Below are 21181 nucleotides of genomic sequence, written 5' to 3'. Positions count from 1 at the left end.
GTTCAAATCCGGCCCCCGCAACCAATCCTCTTTTTTTAAAGAGATGTGATGCGACACTAGCTCAGCTGGTAGAGCGCAACCTTGCCAAGGTTGAGGTCACGAGTTCGAGCCTCGTGTGTCGCTCCAATTTGATAGTTTATTGCTGCTTAGGCGATAAATGGTAGGTGAAAGACCTAGCTCTGCGACACTAGCTCAGCTGGTAGAGCGCAACCTTGCCAAGGTTGAGGTCACGAGTTCGAACCTCGTGTGTCGCTCCAATTTGATAGTTTATTGCTGTTTAAGCGATAAATGGTAGGTGAAAGACCTAGCTCTGCGACACTAGCTCAGCTGGTAGAGCGCAACCTTGCCAAGGTTGAGGTCACGAGTTCGAGCCTCGTGTGTCGCTCCAAATTTAAATCTTAGCAATGTACACTAGTTCAGCTGGTTGTACGCAATATTGCCAAGGTTGAGGTCACGCCTAGTTCCTTGAAGATCGGGAGCCTCGTGTGTCGCTCAAAATTATTGTTTATGGCTTAGGCGGTAAACAAAATAGTTGTCACCAAACTTTAATGGTGAAGAAAATCGGACGCGGGGTGGAGCAGCTTGGTAGCTCGTCGGGCTCATAACCCGAAGGTCGTTGGTTCAAATCCGGCCCCCGCAACCAATCCTCTTTTTTTAAAGAGATGTGATGCGACACTAGCTCAGCTGGTAGAGCGCAACCTTGCCAAGGTTGAGGTCACGAGTTCGAGCCTCGTGTGTCGCTCCAATTTAGTTATCATCGAACTTATCGGTGAACTACTACTGTGAAGTATTAGTCTTAATGTGGTATTCCTGAGGTATTCGATTACCGATATCATCAGTGTACTGCTTCAAGTGTTTCTAGTTTGACTACGAAGCCCACTTAGAAGCAATCAGCTTCGATTACATCATCTGCTATTGATTATGCAACCTAACGGTTGTTTTTTTCATCTTAGCTATTTGTAAAGATGTTCGTAATATCAATATTGCCATATAGCAAACGCTCTTTTCCCAGCATTGATAAATAGTATTTACTGCATAATAACATTGTGGATTATTTGGTATTTTCTTATAAATAACAGATGATAAGTTACTATTGTAGTCAGTGTTTTAAATTTATTGCACCGTTAGATCACAGTTACATTAACAGAGTTATCCACATAAAAAAATCTGTGGGTAAGTTGGTTGATTAGATGTGATAGCGAGGTGTGAATAACTTTAGGATGAGTAACAGCGATGAAATTATTCGCCTTGTTAAACAAGATTAATTAACAGGATAACTGTTTGTTTTTTATGTTTAATTTTTCATTTATCTACAATTTGTACACAGTTCATTTAATCCTTTCTTTATCGGGATAACCATCTTGATTATGTTATCCACTCCCTGTGTTTAATCTTTAATTTCCCTACTTTTTTTTGCTTAATTTGAAAAGTTTTCCACATATACCCAGAGTGTTACGCATCTCGAGGTAGACCCTTCTCAATGATCCGTACTAAGCGTTTAGTCGCGTTAGGTAGGACATCAAGCACCATCTGTTGACGTTTTTGATGTTGCTGTTCTAAAGCCCATTCAATATGTATATCCACTAATGGATGTTCGCCTTGGCGAGTAGCTAATGCCGCCACGATGTCAGTTTGATATGGCGCATTACCTAGCGCGATGGTGATATTTCGTAACCATTGAACATGACCAATACGGCGAATGGCTGAACCTTCGGTATTTTTTAAAAATGTGGCTTCATTCCATTGATAAAGTGTCACCAGATCTTGCTGAAATAATGTATCACGACAATGGTAGTCTATTTCAGTTGTGATTTCGCCATGGCGGTTAAATGGACACACTAATTGGCAATCATCACAGCCATAAATTCGATTGCCGATAGCTGCGCGATATTGTTCTGGAATGATACCGTCAAATTCAATAGTGAGATAAGAGATACAACGCCGAGCATCAACGACTCCTGCTTCGATAATGGCACCCGTTGGGCAACTGGTCATGCAAGCGACACACTTACCACATTGATTATTCATTGGTTCATCAACAGGTAATGGTAGATCAATTAAGAGTTCTCCTAAAAAGAACCATGATCCTGATTGGTCGTTAAGAATTAAAGAATGTTTCCCCGTCCACCCTAACCCTGCTTTTTCAGCTAATGGACGTTCAAGTACTGGTGCTGAATCCACAAAAGGTCGGCAACCAAACTCGCCGATAACGGTTTCAATACGCTGTCCTAGTTGCTTTAAGCGGTTACGGATCAGTTTATGATAATCACGCCCAAGAGAATAACGGCTAATATAGGCTTTTGTTGGTTGTTTTAGTGTTTGAGCAAACCCTGCTTGTGGCGGTAAGTAATTCATACGAACACTGATGACACGTATGGTTCCTGGGAGTAATTCCTGTGGACGAGCTCGCATCATTCCGTGGCGCGCCATCCAGTCCATATCCCCATGGTAATCAGCATCAAGCCAGCGTTGTAGTTGTGCTTCATGTTGTGACAAATCGATATCACTAATCCCTACCGCTTGAAAGCCGAGTTCTTGTCCCCAGGTTTTAATTTGTAGAGCGAGTTGTTGATAATCGATAGTCATAGCAGTCGTCTTATTACGGGTAAAAATTAGGGAACGGATTCTAGCACATTCTTATTTTAGAATAGTAATTAGTGGTCATTATGACGTTTATAATGAAATTATAGTTATCGTTGGTTTAGCCAAGAAGGATGATTTCACAAGCTGACATGCTGTTGTCAATGGTTGTAACAATAGCTGAGATAATAATGATCCTGTATAAAGCTGCACCAGTGCTGAATATGTGAATGACACAAATTGAATGGTATTGCTTTATTACTGTAAAATTATCATAGTCATTTTCGAGTGAGATCATTATCACAGGCACTATATCTTTAGATATAACGAGATTTTGATGTATCGTAAAGAGCAGATTTATGTGCGCAAAGCGGCGAGCGTGGTATGCTGGCGGCTGATCTTTTTCCGTTTATTCGTCAATTAGTCAATCCAAGATAAAATATAATGCAAACATTTAAAACTTCTCTTGCTGATGAGCAGGCAACGGTAGATTTTGGCCTTAAATTGGCTAAAGCCTGCACGCAACAAACAACAATATATCTCCATGGTGATTTAGGCGCGGGTAAAACGACATTCAGTCGTGGCTTTATCCGTGCAATGGGTCATCAAGGCAATGTGAAAAGTCCGACTTATACTTTAGTTGAGCCGTATGATCTTGCTCCTTGGCAGGTTTATCATTTTGATTTATACCGTCTTGCAGATCCAGAAGAATTAGAATTTATGGGGATCCGTGATTATTTTACTAACGACGCTATTTGTTTAGTGGAGTGGCCAGAAAAAGGGATTGGTATGTTACCCGATGCTGATCTTGAGTTGGAATTACGCTATCACGGCGAACAAAGAACAGTATTAGTGACGTCGAATACGGATTATGGTTCAACGTTGATCAACCACTTACAATTAGGTTAATTAGAATGGCGTTACGGACGTATGCAAATCTTCTAATTTTGGGCGTGGGATTAGTTAGTTCTACCGCTTTTGCAAATGAACTAAAGGGAGTCCGAGTGTGGCCGGCTCCAGATGAAACACGTGTTGTATTAGATATGCAAAGTAAAGCGGATTACTCGCAGTTTATGCTATCTAATCCATCACGATTAGTGATTGATTTAAATAAAACGTCACTAAAAGTTAAGTTGCCAATGACGGTTGCTAAGAGTGAAATATTAGCTACAGTTCGCAGTAGTAATGCCCCAGAAAAAGGCATGACACGGTTGGTATTTGAACTTAAACGTGCTACTAAACCTAAAATTTTCTCATTGTCACCAACCCCTGATGGTAGCTACGGCTATCGCTTAGTAATGGATTTACCTAATGGTTCTGGTGCCGGTGCTGCTGATAAAGAAGAGCAGGCTGAAGAAAAAGCCACTGAAAATAACTTAGCCAAGTTGCCATCAGGAACGGCTGATATTGTCGTCGCCGTTGATGCAGGTCATGGTGGTGATGATCCTGGTTCTATTGGTCCAACGCATAAATACGAAAAAAACGTGACTTTAGCGGTTGCCCGAAAGTTAGCGGCAAAAATTAATGCCACAACGGGTATGCGTGCGGTAATGACTCGTCGCGGTGACTATTATGTAGGATTAAGTAAACGTTCAGAGATAGCACGTAAAAATAAAGCGCTATTATTGGTTTCTATTCACGCAGATGGCTTTAGTTCACCTAAACCTCGTGGTGCATCGGTATGGGTATTGAACACCCGTCGTGCTAATACTGAGATCGGTCGTTGGTTAGAGCAAAGTGAGAAACAATCAGAGCTGCTGGGTGGTGGCGATGTGTTATCCAGTAATCCTAAAGATAAATATTTAGGTCGTGCGGTACTTGATCTGCAATTTAGTTATTCGCAAAAAGAAGGCTACGATGTTGCTAAGCGTGTATTGTCGAATTTACGTCATATTGCACGTTTACATAAAACCGTACCGCAATATGCAAGTTTAGCCGTATTAAAATCACCGGATATTCCATCATTATTAGTTGAAACGGGTTTTATTACAAATCCAGTTGAAGAGCGTCAATTAACGTCAAATGCTCATCAAAACCAACTAGCAAATGCGGTTTATAAAGGTATTTTACAATACTTCACCGCTCATCCACCTGAAGGTACCTTATTTGCTTCGCGTTTAAATGCCGGAGGCATGAAGCATAAAGTGACATCAGGACAAACATTGAGTGGTATTGCGGCTAAATATGGTTCATCGATGGCAGCCATTAGATCGGCGAATCATCTGAAATCAAATTCAGTGAATATTGGTCAAATGTTGTTGATTCCAGGTAGTGGCATTAAGACAGCACCCGCAGGAAACACAACGGCACCAAAAGTCGTGATTAAAAAAACACAATCGACACGTACGGTATGGCATACAGTGACTCGTGGTGAGTATCTTGGTCAGATTGCAGCTAAATATGGGGTAACCATGAGCAGCATTCGTCAAACGAGCCATTTGAAATCTGATAACGTCATGGTAGGGCAGAAATTAAAAATAGTCGTTGCTGCGACGAAAACGGAACGTCATAAAGTACGCCGTGGTGAATTTTTAAGTAAGATTGCGGCAAAATATGGGGTATCAGTAGCAACTATTCGTGATGCGAATAAGCTACGTTCTGATAAACTAGCTGTAGGACAGACGCTAATCATTCCAAGAAGTTAATTATGCCGATTCAGATTTTACCCGCTCGGCTGGCTAACCAGATTGCAGCGGGTGAAGTTGTTGAACGCCCCGCATCGGTAGTCAAAGAGCTTGTTGAAAATAGTATAGATGCCGGAGCCACTCGAATTGATATTGATATCGAAAAAGGTGGCAGCCGGTTAATTCGTATTCGTGATAATGGTAAAGGGATTGCTAAGGATGAACTTGGCTTGGCCTTAAGCCGTCATGCAACCTCAAAAATAGCTTCACTTGATGATCTTGAAGCCATTGTAAGCTTAGGATTTCGTGGTGAAGCCCTCGCCAGTATCAGTTCCGTTTCTAGATTAACCCTAACATCGCGCACCGAAGATCAAACTGAAGCGTGGTCTGCTTATGCTGAAGGTCGTGATATGGAGGTGCAGTTAAAGCCGGCTGCTCATCCTGTTGGTACGACATTGGAAGTATTGGATTTATTTTTTAATACGCCAGCCCGCCGTAAGTTTTTACGGACTGAAAAAACAGAATTCACCCATATTGACGAATTGATTAAGCGGATTGCTTTAAGTCGCTTTGATGTTGCGATTACACTGCGTCATAACGGGAAGTTAGTTCGTCAATATCGTATTGCCGATAATACATTACAGCAAGAACGTCGATTAGCTGCGGCTTGTGGTCCTGCATTTTTACAACATGCATTAGTGGTTGAATTAGCACACGGTGATTTGAAATTATCTGGTTGGATTTGTAGCCCGCAAGGGGCGCGTAGCCAAAATGATATTCAATATTGCTACGTTAACGGTCGAATGATGAAAGATAAGTTAATCAATCATGCGATTCGACAGGCGTATGAATCGAGCTTACGATCCGAGCAGTATGCTGCTTATGTATTGTATATTGAGGTTGATCCGCATCAGGTGGACGTTAATGTTCACCCCGCTAAACATGAAGTTCGCTTTCATCAGGCGCGCTTAGTGCATGATTTTATTTATCAAACCTTACAAAGTGCATTACAACAAGCTGATGTTGATGATGCTCATCAATATCAAGCGCCAGTAAGGGCAAGCGCTCATGCCCATACTGAAGTCACCGCAGTCCCGATTGATCGCGCTTCCCAAACCATTGCAGGGATGCCTGATTATCCGAATAAAGCGGATCCTGACAGTTGGTTGACGGCTCAACCTTCAACGACTGAGCCATTAGGAACAATGTTCGATCTTGATGGTAATGTGGCACCTATTTCTACGCCTGAAAAAACTTTATTAGTAAATTCAGTTAGTAAAGATACTCAACAAAGCTATAGTCAAAAGAGCAGTTCAACTTTATCACCATCATCAGCGACAGCTAAGCGCCAACAAGGTTCGGCTGGCCGTCATTATGGTGATACGGGTCCAACAACCGCAGAGGTTAAAGTTTATCAGCAGCTGATAACACCTGATAATTCAGACTCTACATCGTTAATATCGACGCGTGAAGTGTCGAGCCAGATAGCTGAACCTCGGCGTGAGTGGACGGCATCGAGTCAACCAATGCCAATAAAGCCAAGTAAACGTCTTCATGTTAATGATGTCGGTTTGGGGAAGCCATTGGTTATTGTTGAGCAGCAGTTTTTATTGTTGAGTCAGCAACATGAGGTGGCGCTATTACATTTACCCTCGGCTGAAAATTTACGTTATGTTGGGCAGTTACAATTAGCAAAAACGGATGGCTTAAAGCCTCAGCCATTATTAATTCCACTGGCGGTGCCGATTGAGGCGGAATTACTTCAATGCGCCGAGCAACACGGACAATTATTAAAGCAATTAGGGATCCAACTAAAAGCAAAAGGCCGTAATAGCATTATCATTTTGGCGGTTTGTATGCCATTAAGACAACAAAATTTACAACAGTTAATCCCAAATTTGTTAACCTATCTTCATACCGTGAGTGATGACCCTGATGCTCAAGGATGGGATAACCTTTTATTCTGGCTCGCTAAACAATGCCATATGCCAATAACAAGCTATACCTTGGCACAAGCGATTCAGTTAATTACCGAATTAGAGCAGCTATGGGGGGAACAAGTGATGACGTTTAAAGCGCAACTTGTTCGTCCTGTTGATATGCAAGCAGCGATAGAAGCATTTAAGTAATTTATGACTAAGCCACAAGTTATGACAAAGCCACAACCACAAGCTATTTTTTTAATGGGCCCGACAGCATCAGGTAAAACCGATTTAGCCATTCGGTTACGGGAACAGTTGCCGGTTGAGTTGATAAGTGTCGATTCTGCCCTTATTTATAAAGGAATGGATATCGGTACAGCGAAACCAGATGCGCATGAATTGGCACTAGCACCGCACCGTTTAATTGATATTCGTGATCCAGCGCAAAGTTATTCTGCTGCAGACTTTCGTTCGGATGCACTAAAAGAAATGGCTGATATAGTAGCTGCGGGGCGGATTCCTTTGTTGGTCGGTGGTACTATGTTGTACTACAAGGCATTATTGGAAGGTTTGTCACCATTACCTGCGGCAGATAATGCTGTTCGCGCAGGTATAGAACGAGATGCTGAGGCACGAGGTTGGCAAGCACTGCATGATGAATTAGTGCAAATTGATCCTGTTGCAGGTGCAAGGATCCATCCAAATGATCCACAACGATTATCTCGTGCATTGGAAGTTTTTCGAATTTCAGGTAAAACATTAACTGAGTTGACTAAAACTCAAGGTGAATCGTTACCTTATAAGGTTCACCAGTTTGCAATTACGCCCACGGATAGGGCTGTACTGCATCATCGAATTGAGCTTAGGTTCAAAAAAATGATCGAAGCAGGGTTTGAACAAGAAGTACGGGCATTATACGACCGTGGTGATCTTCACCTTGAACTTCCTTCTATTCGCTGTGTCGGTTATCGACAGATGTGGGAATATTTGGACGGGAAACATGACATAGATGAAGCGGTCTTCCGTGGTATCTGTGCTACTCGTCAATTGGCAAAGCGTCAAATCACTTGGCTTCGTGGCTGGAAAGATTTGACTTGGTTGGATAGTAGTGATGTTGATAGCGCGTTACAAACCGTCACAAACTCAGTTAGATGTGATGTTTAATTAACGTGTATACTCTGAACTGCTTTGCGTATTTTTAGTTTTTGTTCGTTGCTAATACAACTACAAACAAATAAGGAAAAGAAATAATGGCTAAGGGGCAATCTCTGCAAGACCCGTTTTTGAATGCGCTGCGTCGTGAAAGAATCCCGGTCTCTATTTACCTGGTAAACGGTATCAAACTACAAGGCCAAATTGAGTCATTTGACCAATTTGTCATTCTACTTAAAAACACCGTCAACCAGATGGTTTATAAGCATGCTATTTCAACTGTTGTACCCGCTCGTCCGGTGAATCATCATCAGGCGGGTGATCGTCCAGCAGGAAGTGATCGTCCAGAAAAAACAGAAGAGTAAGATTATTTTCAAATAAGGAGCTAATTACTTGTTTGACCGTTATGAAGCTGGTGAGCAGGCCATTCTTGTTCATATAAACTTCACTCAAGATGAGGAATGGGAAGATCTTAGCGAATTTGAAATGCTAGTATCTTCCGCCGGAGTTAACGCGCTGCACGTGGTTACGGGTAGTCGTAAAACACCGCTTCCTAAATATTATGTGGGTGAAGGAAAAGCACAAGAAATTGCGGATGCTGTAAGCGCTGTTGATGCAGATATTATTATTTTCAATCACGCATTGTCACCTGCACAAGAACGAAACTTAGAGCAGCTTTGTCAGTGTCGTGTAATTGATCGTACCGGGTTAATTCTCGATATTTTTGCTCAACGAGCACGTACCCATGAGGGTAAGTTGCAAGTTGAATTAGCACAATTACGTCATCTATCAACCAGATTAATTCGTGGTTGGACTCACCTTGAGCGACAAAAAGGTGGTATTGGTCTCCGTGGGCCAGGTGAAACTCAGTTAGAAACCGATCGACGTTTATTACGTGAGCGTATTAAAACGATTTTGCGGCGTTTAGATAAAGTAGCTAAACAACGTGATCAAGGACGTCGAGCGCGAAACCGAGCAGAAATCCCAACGGTGTCATTAGTTGGGTATACCAATGCGGGTAAATCAACATTATTTAATTGTATTACTGATGCTGGGGTATATGCAGCGGATCAGCTGTTTGCTACCTTAGATCCAACATTGCGTAAGATTGAAGTTGCAGATGTTGGTATTGCGATACTTGCAGATACTGTTGGTTTTATTCGACATTTACCCCACGATTTAGTGGCTGCGTTTAAAGCAACATTAAAAGAAACACAAGAAGCAGATCTATTGCTTCATGTGGTTGATGCCAGTGATGATCGCTTTCGTGAGAACATTGAAGCGGTAGATACCGTACTTGATGAAATCGATGCCGGTGATGTCCCTGTTTTACTTGTTATGAATAAAATTGATAACTTGGATAATGCACAACCACGAATTGAGCGTGACGAAGAGGGTTTACCTCGACGAGTTTGGGTATCAGCCATGGAAGGGCAAGGCATTGACTTGTTATTCCAAGCCTTAACAGAACGTCTTGCAGGAACGATGATAAAGCACCGCTTGCGTTTACCGCCTGAAATGATTGGACGGTTACGCAGTAAGTTTTATCAGATGGGATGTATTTTGCGAGAAGAATATGAATCAGATGGCTGTTTAATGATTGATATTCGCTTACCGATGGCAGAATGGTCGCGGTTACAAAAAAGAGAAAGTACTTCGTTAGATGACTACATCGTTGCTTAATGGATTGCTGAGTAATAAAAACTGTCGTCATATCACATTGATGGAGTTCTATAATGGCGTGGAATGAGCCTGGTAACAACGGCGGCCGTGATGATAAAGACCCTTGGGGTAATAAAAATCATGGTGGACGTGAACAAGGACCACCCGATCTGGATGAGGTTTTCTCAAAACTAAGTCGTAAGGTTGGTGGTGTGTTTGGTAGTAAAAAAGGACCAACAGGCAGCGGTAGCGCTGTAGGTTTGGGTGCTGTTGCAGTTTTAGCTGTAGCGGTGTGGGGATTTTCAGGCTTTTATACTGTAAGTGAAGCAGAACAAGGTGTTGTGCTGCGCTTCGGTAAGTTTGATCAAATCGTCAAGCCGGGTTTGAACTGGAAGCCGACTTTTATTGATGAAGTCATCCCTGTTAACGTACAAGCAATTCGTTCGCTACGAGCTTCTGGCTTAATGCTAACCAAAGACGAAAACGTGCTGAAAGTTGAGATGGATGTTCAATACCGTGTTGATAACGCTGAAAAATATTTATTTAGTGTTACCAATGCTGATGATAGTTTGCGTCAAGCAACTGATTCTGCACTACGTGCGGTTATCGGTGATTCAACTATGGATCAAGCGTTAACAACCGGTCGTCAAACTATTCGTGCGAATACTCAAGCTGCAATTGATAAAATTATCGCAAAATACAACATGGGTATCCGTGTTGTGGACGTTAACTTCCAGAGTGCGCGTCCACCTGAAGCGGTAAAAGATGCCTTTGATGATGCTATTGCAGCACGTGAAGATGAAGAACGTTATGTTCGTGAAGCAGAAGCTTACAGTAATGACATTTTGCCAAAAGCAACCGGTCGAGCTGAGCGTCTGAAAAATGAAGCAGAAGGTTATTCTGAGCGTGTTATTAATGGTGCGTTAGGTGATGTAGCACAGTTTGATAAGCTGTTGCCACAATATGAAGCGGCTAAGAAAGTAACCCGTGACCGTTTGTATCTTGATACGATGGAACGTGTATACAGCAATACCAGCAAGGTGTTAATTGATACTAAGTCTGGTGGTAATAACGTAATGTATTTACCGCTTGAAAAGCTAATGGATCAATCAAATAACCAAGCGAAAAAGCCAGTGGATTCTGGCCGATTAAGTGGTATTGAATTGGAAAAAGTGGAAACACCAACGCCAGTTGCTCCAACACCACGTGCTGATACTGGCCGTCAAGGGAGATATTAATTATGCGTAAGTTAATCATCCCAGTAGTTGTGATTTTTATCGCACTATTATTGATGTCTATGTTTGTTGTGAAAGAGGGCGAGCGTGGTATCGTCGTGCGTTTCGGTCGTATTCTAAAAGATAACAATACCGAAGTTGCACGTATTTACGAGCCAGGTTTACACTTTAAAGTCCCTGTATTTGACCGTGTGCATGATCTTGATGCGCGTATTCAAACGATGGACGACCAAGCTGATCGTTTCCTAACGGCTGAGAAAAAAGACGTTATCATTGATACCTATGTTAAATGGCGTATTAAAGATTACGGCAAATATTACTTAGCGACTGGCGGTGGTAACACATCAACAGCGGAATCATTGTTAAAGCGTAAAGTTGTTGATAGCTTACGTGCTGAAATTGGCGCGAAAGAAATCAAACAAATTGTATCTGGAGAAGACAGCACTTCAGCGCCTGCTGCACCATCTGATATTGCACAAACTAAGGCTGCGAAAGCTGCTCTAGCGGTAATTGAAGATGTTGTACCTGTGAAGAAAGTTGAAGGCCAACGTGATCAAATCATGGCTGATGTACTTGAAGAAACGCGTGAAAGTGCGAAAGACTTAGGTATTGAAGTAGTTGATTTCCGTATTAAGAAAATCAACTTGCCTGATGAAATCAGCGAGTCTATCTACCGTCGTATGCGTGCTGAACGTGAGTCAGTGGCGCGTAGCTACCGTTCTCAAGGCCGTCAACGTGCTGAAGAGCTTCGTGCTCGTTCAGAACTTGAAGTGGCAACAGTTTTGGCTGACGCAAAGCGTAAAGCACAAGTTGTACGTGGTGATGCAGATGCGAAAGCGGCTGAGATTTATGCGAAAGCGTACAATCAAGATCCTGAGTTTTACAGTTTCTGGCGTTCTTTGAAGGCGTATGAAAATAGCTTTAGTTCGAAAAATGACATTCTTGTTGTTGATCCGAATAATGAGTTCTTTAAATACATGAACCATTCAGAGTTACCAGCAAAGTAAATTCGCTTTACTAATAGCGCTATCGTTATAATAAAGACAAGGCTTCGGCCTTGTCTTTTTTTTTGGATGAAATATATGATGAATACCATTTTGTTAGCCATTGGTTTAGTGTTAATTGTTGAAGGGTTAGGACCATTATTCGCGCCACAAGGGTGGCGAAATATGGTTAGCCAATTAAGTCAACAAGATGATAATACGCTACGTCGTATTGGTGGATGTTTGGTCGTGGCTGGCAGTGTTATTGCGTATATGATGTATTTGAGAATGTAGAAAAACAGCCATAAAAAACAGATGAAACGCATCAAATATGAAATGTATTAAGCCAAAAATGACTGCAAGCGGGCGGTTAAGGTGCTAGAATCCTTTTTTAACTACGATAGATGAAGAAAGATGGCAAATAATGTAGTCGTTCTTGGCACCCAATGGGGTGACGAAGGTAAAGGTAAGATTGTTGACCTGCTGACCGAAGATGCAAAATATGTAGTTCGCTACCAAGGCGGACACAACGCCGGTCACACCCTAGTTATTGACGGTGAGAAAACTGTTCTTCACCTGATCCCATCAGGTATCCTACGTGACAATGTTAAATGCATCATCGGTAATGGTGTTGTACTTTCTCCTGATGCACTAATGAATGAGATGGGTCCACTAGAAGCACGTGGTATTCCTGTTCGTGAGCGTCTGTTCCTATCAGAAGCTTGTCCACTAATTCTTCCTTACCATATTGCTCTTGACCAAGCACGCGAAGCGGCTCGTGGTAAAAAAGCAATTGGTACTACAGGTCGTGGTATCGGTCCTGCTTATGAAGATAAAGTTGCTCGTCGCGGTCTTCGCGTTGGTGATTTATTCGATAAAGCCGCATTTGCTGAAAAGCTTAAAGATGTTATGGCTTACCATAACTTCCAGATTGAGCATTACTACCATGCTGAACCTGTAAGCTATGAAGAAGTACTAGAAAAAGTACTTTCTCAAGCAGACCTATTAACATCAATGGTTATCGACGTAACGAAAGAACTTGATGATGCGCGTCTACGTGGCGACAAGATCATGTTTGAAGGTGCGCAAGGTACATTGCTTGATATTGACCACGGTACTTACCCATACGTAACGTCGTCAACTACTACTGCTGGTGGTGTTGCTGCTGGTTCTGGTTTTGGTCCTCGTTACTTAGGTTACATCCTAGGTATCGCGAAGGCATACTGTACGCGTGTGGGTGCAGGTCCTTTCCCGACTGAACTTTATGACGGTCTAGAAAAGCAAGATCCTATCGGTAAGCATTTAGGTACTGTTGGTAACGAGTTTGGCGCAACGACAGGTCGTTTACGCCGTACTGGTTGGTTCGATGCGGTTGCTATGCGTCGTGCGGTACAAATCAACTCTATCTCTGGTTTCTGTCTAACTAAATTAGACGTACTAGATGGTCTTAAAGAGCTGAAGATCTGTACTGGTTACAAAACTAAGTCTGGTGAGATTCTAGAAGTTTCTCCAATGGCGGCTGATGCGTACGAAGATCTAGAGCTAATCTACGAAACAATGCCTGGCTGGAGCGAAACAACATTTGGTGCTAAAACACTGGATGCGCTACCACAAGCAGCACTTGATTACATTGCCCGTATTGAAGAGCTAACAGGTGTGCCTATTGATATTATCTCTACTGGTCCTGACCGTAACGAGACAATCATCAAAGTTCACCCATACGGTGAGTAATCACTCGCGGTTGTTCTAAGTGAAAAAAACCAGCTTTCGAGCTGGTTTTTTTATAGCTCAATATTACGGTTAGACTGCCATCTGTCATGATTAAAGTTTCGTTGTACATTGCCGATAGATAACTATTCGATGTTTGAGGAATGTAAATGAAGCGCTTACTGATGACCGCTGCTATTTGGTTGGCAACCCCTGCATATGCTATTGCTGTAGTTGGTGATGCGGTGCCTATTTACACTGAGGATCAGCTTAGCGTGTGGTTTACGACCAACCAGCATTTACGCCAAGTAAAAGCAGATGACTGTCAATTAGTACAAGATATTCAAGCTCGCGCTCAACAAACAGAATCACCGACCTATCAATTTCTTTACGGCGATATGTTAGCGTGGGGCGTGTGTGTGCCAAAAGATGTTGAACAAGGCGTGTATTATATGCGTGCAGCTGCTCAACAAGGCGTACCTGTTGCGTTAGAACAATTAGGGCGTTATTACGCTCAAGGTGTTATTTTGCAGCAAGATAAACAGCGCGCTATTCCTTATTTACGTGAAGCTGCTGCACTTGGAAATATTCGTGCCCGGATTCAATTAGCCCAATTACTGATTGCTGATAATGGCAGTCCGTTAGATTTTGAAGATGCGTACCGATGGCTATATCAAACTGTGACCACCGATAAATATCAGCATCAACAATTACGCCGATTACGGCACCAACTAGAACAAAAGATGCCGGCTAATATTATTGCGCGCGCTAAACGACGTTCATCTTTTTGGTAGTCATGGGTATAGATTTCAATAAAAACAGCACCTTATTAGGTGCTGTTTTTAATTGAGGCGCTGTAATTATGCGGACGATAATTAAAAATATTACAGTACTTTATGCGGCCCAAAACATTCATAGTGAATGCGATCGCTAGTTACACCCAGTTCAATTAACTGTTTAGCGATAAATTGCATAAAGCCAACTGGACCACAGCAATAAAAATGCATTTCAGGATCTGAAATTTGAGTAGCAATTTTATCAAGCTCGATCAAGCCTTGGTAATCATAATCTTCTGCTTGACGATCGCCACTCGTTGGCGCGTTGTACCATGTTAATGCTGAAATGTGCGAATGTTGATTTGCCAGTGTTTTTACATGATCTTTATAAGCGTGTTGCTGACCATTTTCTGTTGCGTGTAACCAATTCACTGGCGCTTGATGTTGGGTCAGTGTTTCAAGCATGGCGAGCATTGGCGTTAAACCTACACCCGCTGAAATTAACGTTACGGGGGTTTGTGGATTAACATCCAAGAAAAAATCACCAGCAGGAGCTACCAGTTTGATCTTATCGCCAACATTAATTTTATCGTGAAGGTAGTTTGATACCGTACCTTGGGTTTCGCGTTTTACAGAAATACGATAATGATTGTTATTAGGCGCTGACGATAAACTGTATTGGCGGATTTCTTGGTTCGCGAGTTCATCGGCATTAATATAAATACCTAAGTACTGGCCAGGTTTGTAGGTCGCTACTTGACCGCCATCTGTTGGTGTAAAAGTAAAGCTGGTGATTAATTCACTGTTAGGCTGCTTACTTGTTACCATAAATTCACGTGTGCCACGCCAACCGCCAATTTTATCATCACTTTCTTGGTAGATTTCTTGTTCACGGTTAATAAAGATATTCGCCAATATGCCGTAAGCTTCTCCCCACGCGTCTAATACCTCTTGTCCTGGCGCTAATAATTCATCAATAGTCGCTAAAAGGTGATGGCCTACGATCTGATATTGATCTGCCGTAATTAAAAAACTGGTGTGTTTTTGAGCAATTTTTTCGACGGCAGGTAATAGTACTGCTAAGTTATCAATATTATTAGCGTAAGCACAGATAGCGTTAAATAATGCTTGCTGTTGGCTTGATGGAGTGTTTTTATCTGGGCCTTGTTGATGGCTCATATTAAAAACATCTTTAAGTTCAGGGTTATGTTGAAACATTCGTTGATAAAAATGTTGAGTGACGACAGGGCCTGCTGCGGCAATCACAGGTGCGGTCGCTTTTACGATATCAATGGTTTTTTGAGTGAGCATGACTTTCTCTATTTGTAAGTTGTATTTATAATGTATGTTATAAGTTGTATCTGATCTGTATCTTTTAGTCAAGAACAAGATTAAAATAGCAACAGGAGGAGTGAATGTGCAGTTAACCAGTTTTACCGATTATGGCCTACGAGCCTTGATATATCTTGCTAGCTTACCTGAAGGCGAGTTAACAAGTATCACAAAAGTAACCGACACTTATGGCGTGTCGCGCAACCACATGGTCAAAATTATTAATAAATTAGGCCAATTAGGTTATGTAGAAACCATACGCGGAAAAAATGGTGGTATTCGGTTAGGAATGCCTGCGGGAAATATTGTATTAGGGCATGTAGTAAGGGCGATTGAACCGTTACAAATCATTAATTGTGCGCCTGATTTTTGTAATATTACTCCTGCATGTCAGCTAAAGGGGATCCTTGCTGATGCGCGTAATGCTTTTTTAAATGAGCTAGATAAGTACACCTTATTGACTTTGGTAGATAATAATCCACCATTGCGTGTCTTATTAGGGTTGCCTGCAGAACACTAAGATCATTCAAAGATAATGATCTAGCATCACACTACTCCCTATTATTTAAGTGGAATAGGTATTTATTGCCTGTTCCCATCTGTTCACCTAAGAGCTGAGTATACTTAATATATGGTTGGCCAACAGGAACTGTTTATGTCTAAAGGTACTACCGATTTACCGGTTGATCCTTTTCGCGAACGCGAAGCATCTAATTACGAAAATCCTATTCCAAGCCGTGAACTACTATTAGAAGTAATTCGAGGTTTTAGTACACCCGTTAGTCGCGACCAGTTATTTGCTGCGTTAGAGCTAAAAGGTGATGATCAATATGAAGGTTTGCGTCGTCGCTTACGTGCGATGGAACGTGATGGTCAATTAATTTTTACTCGTCGCCAATGTTACGCATTGCCTGAGCGTTTAGATTTAATTAAAGGTTACGTTATTGGCCACCGTGATGGTTTTGGCTTCTTACGCCCTGAAGGTACTTACACTAAAGAAACTGATTTATTGTTACCTGCCCATCAAATGCGGAGTGTGATCCACGGTGATTACATTTTAGCGCAAGCTGATGGCGAAGATAAACGCGGCCGTCGTGAAGGCCGTGTTGTGCGTGTGTTAACTGAATCACCGAATCAAATTGTGGGCCGTTTCTTCCTTGAAGATGGAATGGGTTACGTGGTACCAGATGATTCTCGTATTGCACAAGATATCATTATTCCACAAGACGTCCGTCAAGGTGCCCGTATGGGTAATGTGGTTGTGGTTGAGATCAATCAACGTGCAACACGTCAGCATAATGCGGTGGGTCGTGTGGTTGAAGTACTGGGTGAGAATATGGCACCGGGTATGGAAATTGAAATCGCTTTGCGCACCCATGATATTCCTCATGTGTGGCCATCAGAAGTCGACAATCAAATAAAGCATCTTACTGAAGAAGTGCCAGAAGACGCTAAATTGGGTCGTGTTGATTTACGTCAATTGCCATTGGTAACCATTGATGGTGAAGATGCTCGTGACTTTGATGATGCTGTGCACTGTCAGCGTAATCCTGATGGTGGCTGGCGTTTATGGGTGGCAATTGCCGATGTAAGTTATTACGTGCGTTCTAAATCAGCATTGGATAACGAAGCCCTAAAACGTGGTAACTCGGTTTACTTCCCAGCTCAAGTTATTCCAATGCTGCCAGAAGTGCTTTCAAATGGTTTATGTTCACTTAACCCACAAGTCGATCGCTTGTGTATGGTGTGTGAGATGACCGTTTCTGAGAGCGGTAAGCTTACAGGTTATAAGCATTATGAAGCGGTGATGAACTCACATGCGCGGTTAACTTACACTAAAGTAAGTAACATGCTTGATGGTGATGAAGAACTTCGTCAACGTTATCAGCCATTAGTGCCGCATCTTGAAGAACTTTACAGCATGTTTAAAGCGCTGAAAGTTGCTCGTGAAGCGCGTGGTGCAATTGAATTTGAAACCATTGAAACTAAGTTTGTTTTCAATGCTGATCGTAAGATCGAGAACATCGTACCGTTAGTACGTAATGAAGCGCATAAAATCATCGAAGAATGTATGATTTTAGCCAATATCGCTTCAGCACAATTTGTTGAAAGTGCCAAAGAGCCAGCGCTATACCGTGTTCACGACACCCCTGGTGAAGAACGTTTACAAGGTTTCCGTGATTTCTTGGGCGAGCTAAGTCTAGAGTTGGGTGGCGGTTTAGAGCCAAGTCCAAAAGATTACGCAGCGTTAGCGAATTTAATTCAAGATCGTAACGATCGTGAATTAATTCAAACCATGCTATTACGCTCTATGAAACAAGCGATCTATCAAGCGGATAATATCGGTCACTTTGGTTTAGCACTGAGCCAGTATGCTCACTTTACCTCGCCAATCCGTCGTTACCCTGATTTAACCTTGCACCGCGCCATTAAATTTTTAATTGCTAAGCAAGCAGGTAACACGAAAAACGATACATTAACTGGCGGTCATCATTATTCATTTGAAGAAATTGATGCTATTGGCGAGCAGTGTTCAACCACTGAGCGTCGTGCTGATGATGCAACTCGTGATGTGTCTGATTGGCTTAAATGTGAGTACATGCAAGATCACCTTGGCGATGAGTTTGAAGGTGTAATTGCGAATGTTACTGGCTTTGGTTTCTTTGTGCGTCTCAATGAGCTTAACATTGACGGCTTAGTGCATATTTCAAACCTTGCCAATGATTACTACCAATTTGATCCTGTGGGTCAACGCTTGGTGGGTGAGAGTTCTGGTGTTATTTATCGTTTAGGCGATACCGTTCACGTTAAAGTCGCGGCTATTAACTTAAATGATCGTCAATTAGATTTTGATATCGTTGGCGCAGAGCGTAAACAACGCGGTGCAGGTAAAACGGCTAAAGGTCGTGAGAAAAAACAACGCATGCGTAAAGCTGATGGCTTAAAACGTCAAGGCATGCCTGTGTTTAAAGTTGAAGACGGTGAAGCGAAGGTTGAATCACGTAATAAAAGTAAACGTGAGCGTTCTTCTGTACGTAAGAAGTTAAAAGAAGACGCAGTTCCAGAAGCTGACGCTAAAAAGAAAAAGCCAAGAAATAAAAAACCACGTAAGTTAACGGATGAAAAGCCGCTGACTGATCCTAAAAAGAAACCCAAAGTTCGCAAGAAGAAAAAGCAACGTGCGGGTAAATCAGAACGCGCAGCAAAGAAGAGTTAATCCATGAGTAATGATATGATTTTTGGCATCCATGCCGTTAAAGCTGTACTCGCATCTGATCCGGTGCGCTTTATTGAAGTATTCGTACTGAAAGGGCGTGAAGATGATCGTTTGCTGCCGCTAATTACTGAGTTGAAAGACTTAGGCATCACGATTCAAGAAGCGGGCCGTAAAGCATTAGATGACAAAGTTGATGGTGCTTCTCATCAGGGTATTATTGCGCGTGTGCGTCCAGGCAAGCAATACAATGAAAACAACCTTGATGATTTGTTAGCAACCACAGAAAATCCATTATTGTTGATTTTAGATGGCGTGACTGATCCGCATAACCTTGGTGCGTGTTTACGTAATGCCGATGCCGCTGGTGCTGTGGCTGTGATTGTTCCAAAAGATCGCTCAGCACAGTTGAATGCGACCGCAAGTAAAGTGGCATGTGGTGCGGCTGAAATTATGCCGTTAGTACGTGTAACCAATCTGGCTCGTACCATGCGTGCGTTACAAGATAAAGGCGTATGGATTGTGGGTACTGCTGGTGAAGCAACTCATGATATTTACCACAGTAAACTAACGGGGCCATTGGCGATTGTTATGGGCGCTGAAGGTGAAGGTATGCGTCGCTTAACGCGTGAAACCTGTGATGATTTGATCAAAATCCCAATGGCGGGTTCTGTCTCAAGTTTGAACGTGTCTGTTGCGACAGGTATTTGTTTATTTGAAGCGGTACGTCAACGCGGATAATGCGTGATTAAGCATAAATAACTGCATAATTATTTAAACCCACTCAGTGATTACTGAGTGGGTTTTTTATTATGGTCTGGTATGAAAAATGAGCATTGAGACGGGTTGTCACTGAGCGGTAGACACTATCTGCTGAGGTTAATGTTCATTTCGTTGAAAAACAGCGGTTGGCGATAAAATAAGCTTGCCTAGATTGATCATTCTCTGTACTATCCGTCATCCAAATTCTCGGTTCTTTTTTTTAGTTCCTTGCTTCCCCAGGATAACCGAGCCGACAAGGGAAGCTGAATAATCCGTAAGGAGCAACCTATGCGTCATTACGAAATCGTATTCATGGTGCACCCTGATCAAAGCGAGCAAGTTGCTGGCATGATCGAGCGTTACACTGCTGCTATCAAAGATTCTGGTGGTCAAATTCACCGTCTAGAAGATTGGGGCCGCCGTCAAATGGCTTACCCAATTAACAAATTGCACAAAGCTCACTATGTTCTTATGAACGTAGAAGCTAAGCAAGATGTTGTTGACGAGCTTGAGTCAAACTTCCGCTTCAACGACGCAGTGATCCGTAACATGATCATGCGTACTAAACACGCTGTTACTGAGCCATCTCCTATGATGAAGGCTAAAGAAGAGCGTTTTACTAAGCGTGAAGATCGTGCTGAAGCACAATCTGAAGGCGAAGCAGCTGCTGAGTAATTTGTATTAATGACTAATCGTCTGGTGTTGACTGGCACTATTGCCAAGCATCCCAAACGAAGCCAATCCCCGGCAGGCATACCTCATTGTCACTTTGTGCTTGAGCATCGTTCTGTGCAGCGGGAAGCTGACTTACCACGTCAAATATATTGTTATATTAACGTGGTAATCAGTGGTAAAGGTCAACAAGTACTCACTCAAGATTTAGTTGTCGGAAGCACAATTAAGGTGGAGGGATTTATCTCTTACCAAACCGGCCGTAATGGTATCGGGAAATTAGTTTTGCATGCCGATCACATTGACTTAATTTAGATCAGGAGATAGCCCATGGCTCGTTTCTTCCGTCGTCGTAAATTCTGCCGTTTTACAGCAGAAGGCGTACTAGAGATTGACTACAAAGACGTAGCAACTCTGAAAAACTACATCACTGAAGCTGGTAAGATTGTACCTAGCCGTATCACTGGTACTCGCGCTAAATACCAGCGTCAGCTAGCTCGCGCTATCAAGCGTTCTCGTTACCTAGCACTTCTACCGTACACAGATAAGCATCTGTAAGC

General features: G+C 42.4%; 19 protein-coding genes and 5 tRNA genes. 22 read left to right on the top strand and 2 right to left on the bottom strand.

Annotated elements, in window-relative coordinates; translation table 11 throughout:
- Nucleotides 1-50 precede the first annotated feature (50 nt).
- From C9J51_RS18560 to C9J51_RS18540, 5 genes are all read left to right on the top strand, one after another.
- Nucleotides 51-126, top strand: a tRNA-Gly gene (locus C9J51_RS18560).
- 55 nt (nt 127-181) lie between these two features.
- A tRNA-Gly gene (locus tag C9J51_RS18555) sits at nt 182-257 on the top strand.
- A 55-nt stretch (nt 258-312) separates the two neighbouring features.
- Nucleotides 313-388, top strand: a tRNA-Gly gene (locus C9J51_RS18550).
- 178 nt (nt 389-566) lie between these two features.
- Nucleotides 567-643, top strand: a tRNA-Met gene (locus C9J51_RS18545).
- A 26-nt stretch (nt 644-669) separates the two neighbouring features.
- A tRNA-Gly gene (locus C9J51_RS18540) sits at nt 670-745 on the top strand.
- A gap of 707 nt (nt 746-1452) precedes the next feature.
- Here C9J51_RS18540 and queG read toward each other — a convergent pair.
- On the bottom strand, nt 1453-2586 hold the full coding sequence (gene queG / locus C9J51_RS18535) for a tRNA epoxyqueuosine(34) reductase QueG (RefSeq protein WP_045040784.1): 1134 nt from the start codon (nt 2584-2586) through the stop codon (nt 1453-1455).
- Between the two features lie 438 nt (nt 2587-3024).
- Between queG and tsaE the strand changes: the two genes are divergently transcribed.
- The 11 genes from tsaE to motX all read left to right on the top strand — a co-directional run bounded on the left by tsaE (nt 3025) and on the right by motX (nt 14659).
- Nucleotides 3025-3489, top strand: a complete 465-nt coding sequence (gene tsaE, locus C9J51_RS18530; RefSeq protein WP_045038383.1) for a tRNA (adenosine(37)-N6)-threonylcarbamoyltransferase complex ATPase subunit type 1 TsaE — start codon at nt 3025-3027, stop codon at nt 3487-3489.
- 5 nt (nt 3490-3494) lie between these two features.
- On the top strand, nt 3495-5225 hold the full coding sequence (locus C9J51_RS18525; RefSeq protein WP_107275275.1) for an N-acetylmuramoyl-L-alanine amidase: 1731 nt from the start codon (nt 3495-3497) through the stop codon (nt 5223-5225).
- Nucleotides 5226-5227: 2 nt separating this feature from the next.
- A complete protein-coding gene (gene mutL, locus C9J51_RS18520; protein ID WP_107275274.1) occupies nt 5228-7333 on the top strand; it encodes a DNA mismatch repair endonuclease MutL in 2106 nt (701 codons plus the stop codon).
- 21 nt (nt 7334-7354) lie between these two features.
- Nucleotides 7355-8290, top strand: a complete 936-nt coding sequence (miaA, locus tag C9J51_RS18515; protein WP_045038417.1) for a tRNA (adenosine(37)-N6)-dimethylallyltransferase MiaA — start codon at nt 7355-7357, stop codon at nt 8288-8290.
- A gap of 86 nt (nt 8291-8376) precedes the next feature.
- A complete protein-coding gene (hfq, locus tag C9J51_RS18510) occupies nt 8377-8643 on the top strand; it encodes an RNA chaperone Hfq (RefSeq protein WP_045040783.1) in 267 nt (88 codons plus the stop codon).
- 28 nt (nt 8644-8671) lie between these two features.
- Nucleotides 8672-9961: a ribosome rescue GTPase HflX gene (gene hflX / locus C9J51_RS18505; RefSeq protein WP_045040782.1), complete on the top strand. Its 1290-nt coding sequence runs from the start codon at nt 8672-8674 to the stop codon at nt 9959-9961.
- Nucleotides 9962-10014: 53 nt separating this feature from the next.
- Nucleotides 10015-11178 carry an FtsH protease activity modulator HflK gene (gene hflK / locus C9J51_RS18500; protein ID WP_045038388.1) on the top strand — a complete coding sequence of 388 codons (1164 nt, stop codon included), beginning with the start codon at nt 10015-10017 and terminating at the stop codon, nt 11176-11178.
- Nucleotides 11179-11180: 2 nt separating this feature from the next.
- Nucleotides 11181-12182, top strand: coding sequence for a protease modulator HflC (hflC, locus tag C9J51_RS18495; RefSeq protein WP_045038389.1), 1002 nt, complete (start codon nt 11181-11183; stop codon nt 12180-12182).
- Between the two features lie 75 nt (nt 12183-12257).
- Complete coding sequence (locus C9J51_RS18490) at nt 12258-12452, top strand: DUF2065 domain-containing protein (protein ID WP_045030959.1); 195 nt, start codon at nt 12258-12260, stop codon at nt 12450-12452.
- Nucleotides 12453-12572: 120 nt separating this feature from the next.
- Entirely contained in the window at nt 12573-13889 is a 1317-nt protein-coding gene (locus C9J51_RS18485; RefSeq protein WP_045038390.1) for an adenylosuccinate synthase, read from the top strand.
- 146 nt (nt 13890-14035) lie between these two features.
- The gene (gene motX / locus C9J51_RS18480) at nt 14036-14659 is read left to right on the top strand and encodes a flagellar protein MotX (RefSeq protein ID WP_045040781.1); all 624 of its coding nucleotides are present in this window, start codon (nt 14036-14038) and stop codon (nt 14657-14659) included.
- Between the two features lie 90 nt (nt 14660-14749).
- On the opposite strand, the gene hmpA is transcribed toward motX, so the two are convergent.
- A complete protein-coding gene (hmpA, locus tag C9J51_RS18475) occupies nt 14750-15952 on the bottom strand; it encodes an NO-inducible flavohemoprotein (protein ID WP_107275273.1) in 1203 nt (400 codons plus the stop codon).
- 106 nt (nt 15953-16058) lie between these two features.
- Between hmpA and nsrR the strand changes: the two genes are divergently transcribed.
- The 6 genes from nsrR (at nt 16059) to rpsR (ending at nt 21179) form a co-directional block, all read left to right on the top strand.
- Nucleotides 16059-16493 (top strand): nitric oxide-sensing transcriptional repressor NsrR, encoded by a 435-nt coding sequence (gene nsrR, locus C9J51_RS18470; protein WP_107275272.1) that lies wholly within the window; start codon nt 16059-16061, stop codon nt 16491-16493.
- A 135-nt stretch (nt 16494-16628) separates the two neighbouring features.
- Entirely contained in the window at nt 16629-19190 is a 2562-nt protein-coding gene (rnr, locus tag C9J51_RS18465; protein ID WP_045038394.1) for a ribonuclease R, read from the top strand.
- Nucleotides 19191-19193: 3 nt separating this feature from the next.
- Entirely contained in the window at nt 19194-19928 is a 735-nt protein-coding gene (gene rlmB, locus C9J51_RS18460) for a 23S rRNA (guanosine(2251)-2'-O)-methyltransferase RlmB (RefSeq protein ID WP_045038395.1), read from the top strand.
- 309 nt (nt 19929-20237) lie between these two features.
- Nucleotides 20238-20624: a 30S ribosomal protein S6 gene (gene rpsF / locus C9J51_RS18455; RefSeq protein WP_045038396.1), complete on the top strand. Its 387-nt coding sequence runs from the start codon at nt 20238-20240 to the stop codon at nt 20622-20624.
- 9 nt (nt 20625-20633) lie between these two features.
- Entirely contained in the window at nt 20634-20936 is a 303-nt protein-coding gene (gene priB, locus C9J51_RS18450; protein ID WP_045038397.1) for a primosomal replication protein N, read from the top strand.
- A gap of 15 nt (nt 20937-20951) precedes the next feature.
- Nucleotides 20952-21179: a 30S ribosomal protein S18 gene (rpsR, locus tag C9J51_RS18445; RefSeq protein ID WP_045030943.1), complete on the top strand. Its 228-nt coding sequence runs from the start codon at nt 20952-20954 to the stop codon at nt 21177-21179.
- The last annotated feature ends 2 nt before the right edge of the window (nt 21180-21181 follow it).

This window comes from Photobacterium iliopiscarium (genome assembly GCF_003026395.1).
In the GTDB taxonomy this organism is placed as follows: domain Bacteria; phylum Pseudomonadota; class Gammaproteobacteria; order Enterobacterales; family Vibrionaceae; genus Photobacterium; species Photobacterium iliopiscarium.
This window is presented reverse-complemented; position numbering and strand designations above follow the sequence as displayed.

What these genes read in the sequence shown, in the direction of transcription:
- motX (WP_045040781.1), top strand. Translation starts at nt 14,036, where the DNA reads ATGAAGCGCTTACTGATGACCGCTGCTATTTGGTTGGCAACCCCTGCA.
- hfq (WP_045040783.1), top strand. Translation starts at nt 8,377, where the DNA reads ATGGCTAAGGGGCAATCTCTGCAAGACCCGTTTTTGAATGCGCTGCGT.
- hmpA (WP_107275273.1), bottom strand. Translation starts at nt 15,952, where the DNA reads ATGCTCACTCAAAAAACCATTGATATCGTAAAAGCGACCGCACCTGTG.
- hflK (WP_045038388.1), top strand. Translation starts at nt 10,015, where the DNA reads ATGGCGTGGAATGAGCCTGGTAACAACGGCGGCCGTGATGATAAAGAC.
- queG (WP_045040784.1), bottom strand. Translation starts at nt 2,586, where the DNA reads ATGACTATCGATTATCAACAACTCGCTCTACAAATTAAAACCTGGGGA.
- miaA (WP_045038417.1), top strand. Translation starts at nt 7,355, where the DNA reads ATGACAAAGCCACAACCACAAGCTATTTTTTTAATGGGCCCGACAGCA.
- C9J51_RS18525 (WP_107275275.1), top strand. Translation starts at nt 3,495, where the DNA reads ATGGCGTTACGGACGTATGCAAATCTTCTAATTTTGGGCGTGGGATTA.
- rlmB (WP_045038395.1), top strand. Translation starts at nt 19,194, where the DNA reads ATGAGTAATGATATGATTTTTGGCATCCATGCCGTTAAAGCTGTACTC.
- rpsR (WP_045030943.1), top strand. Translation starts at nt 20,952, where the DNA reads ATGGCTCGTTTCTTCCGTCGTCGTAAATTCTGCCGTTTTACAGCAGAA.
- tsaE (WP_045038383.1), top strand. Translation starts at nt 3,025, where the DNA reads ATGCAAACATTTAAAACTTCTCTTGCTGATGAGCAGGCAACGGTAGAT.
- priB (WP_045038397.1), top strand. Translation starts at nt 20,634, where the DNA reads ATGACTAATCGTCTGGTGTTGACTGGCACTATTGCCAAGCATCCCAAA.
- C9J51_RS18490 (WP_045030959.1), top strand. Translation starts at nt 12,258, where the DNA reads ATGATGAATACCATTTTGTTAGCCATTGGTTTAGTGTTAATTGTTGAA.
- C9J51_RS18485 (WP_045038390.1), top strand. Translation starts at nt 12,573, where the DNA reads ATGGCAAATAATGTAGTCGTTCTTGGCACCCAATGGGGTGACGAAGGT.
- rnr (WP_045038394.1), top strand. Translation starts at nt 16,629, where the DNA reads ATGTCTAAAGGTACTACCGATTTACCGGTTGATCCTTTTCGCGAACGC.
- hflC (WP_045038389.1), top strand. Translation starts at nt 11,181, where the DNA reads ATGCGTAAGTTAATCATCCCAGTAGTTGTGATTTTTATCGCACTATTA.
- rpsF (WP_045038396.1), top strand. Translation starts at nt 20,238, where the DNA reads ATGCGTCATTACGAAATCGTATTCATGGTGCACCCTGATCAAAGCGAG.
- mutL (WP_107275274.1), top strand. Translation starts at nt 5,228, where the DNA reads ATGCCGATTCAGATTTTACCCGCTCGGCTGGCTAACCAGATTGCAGCG.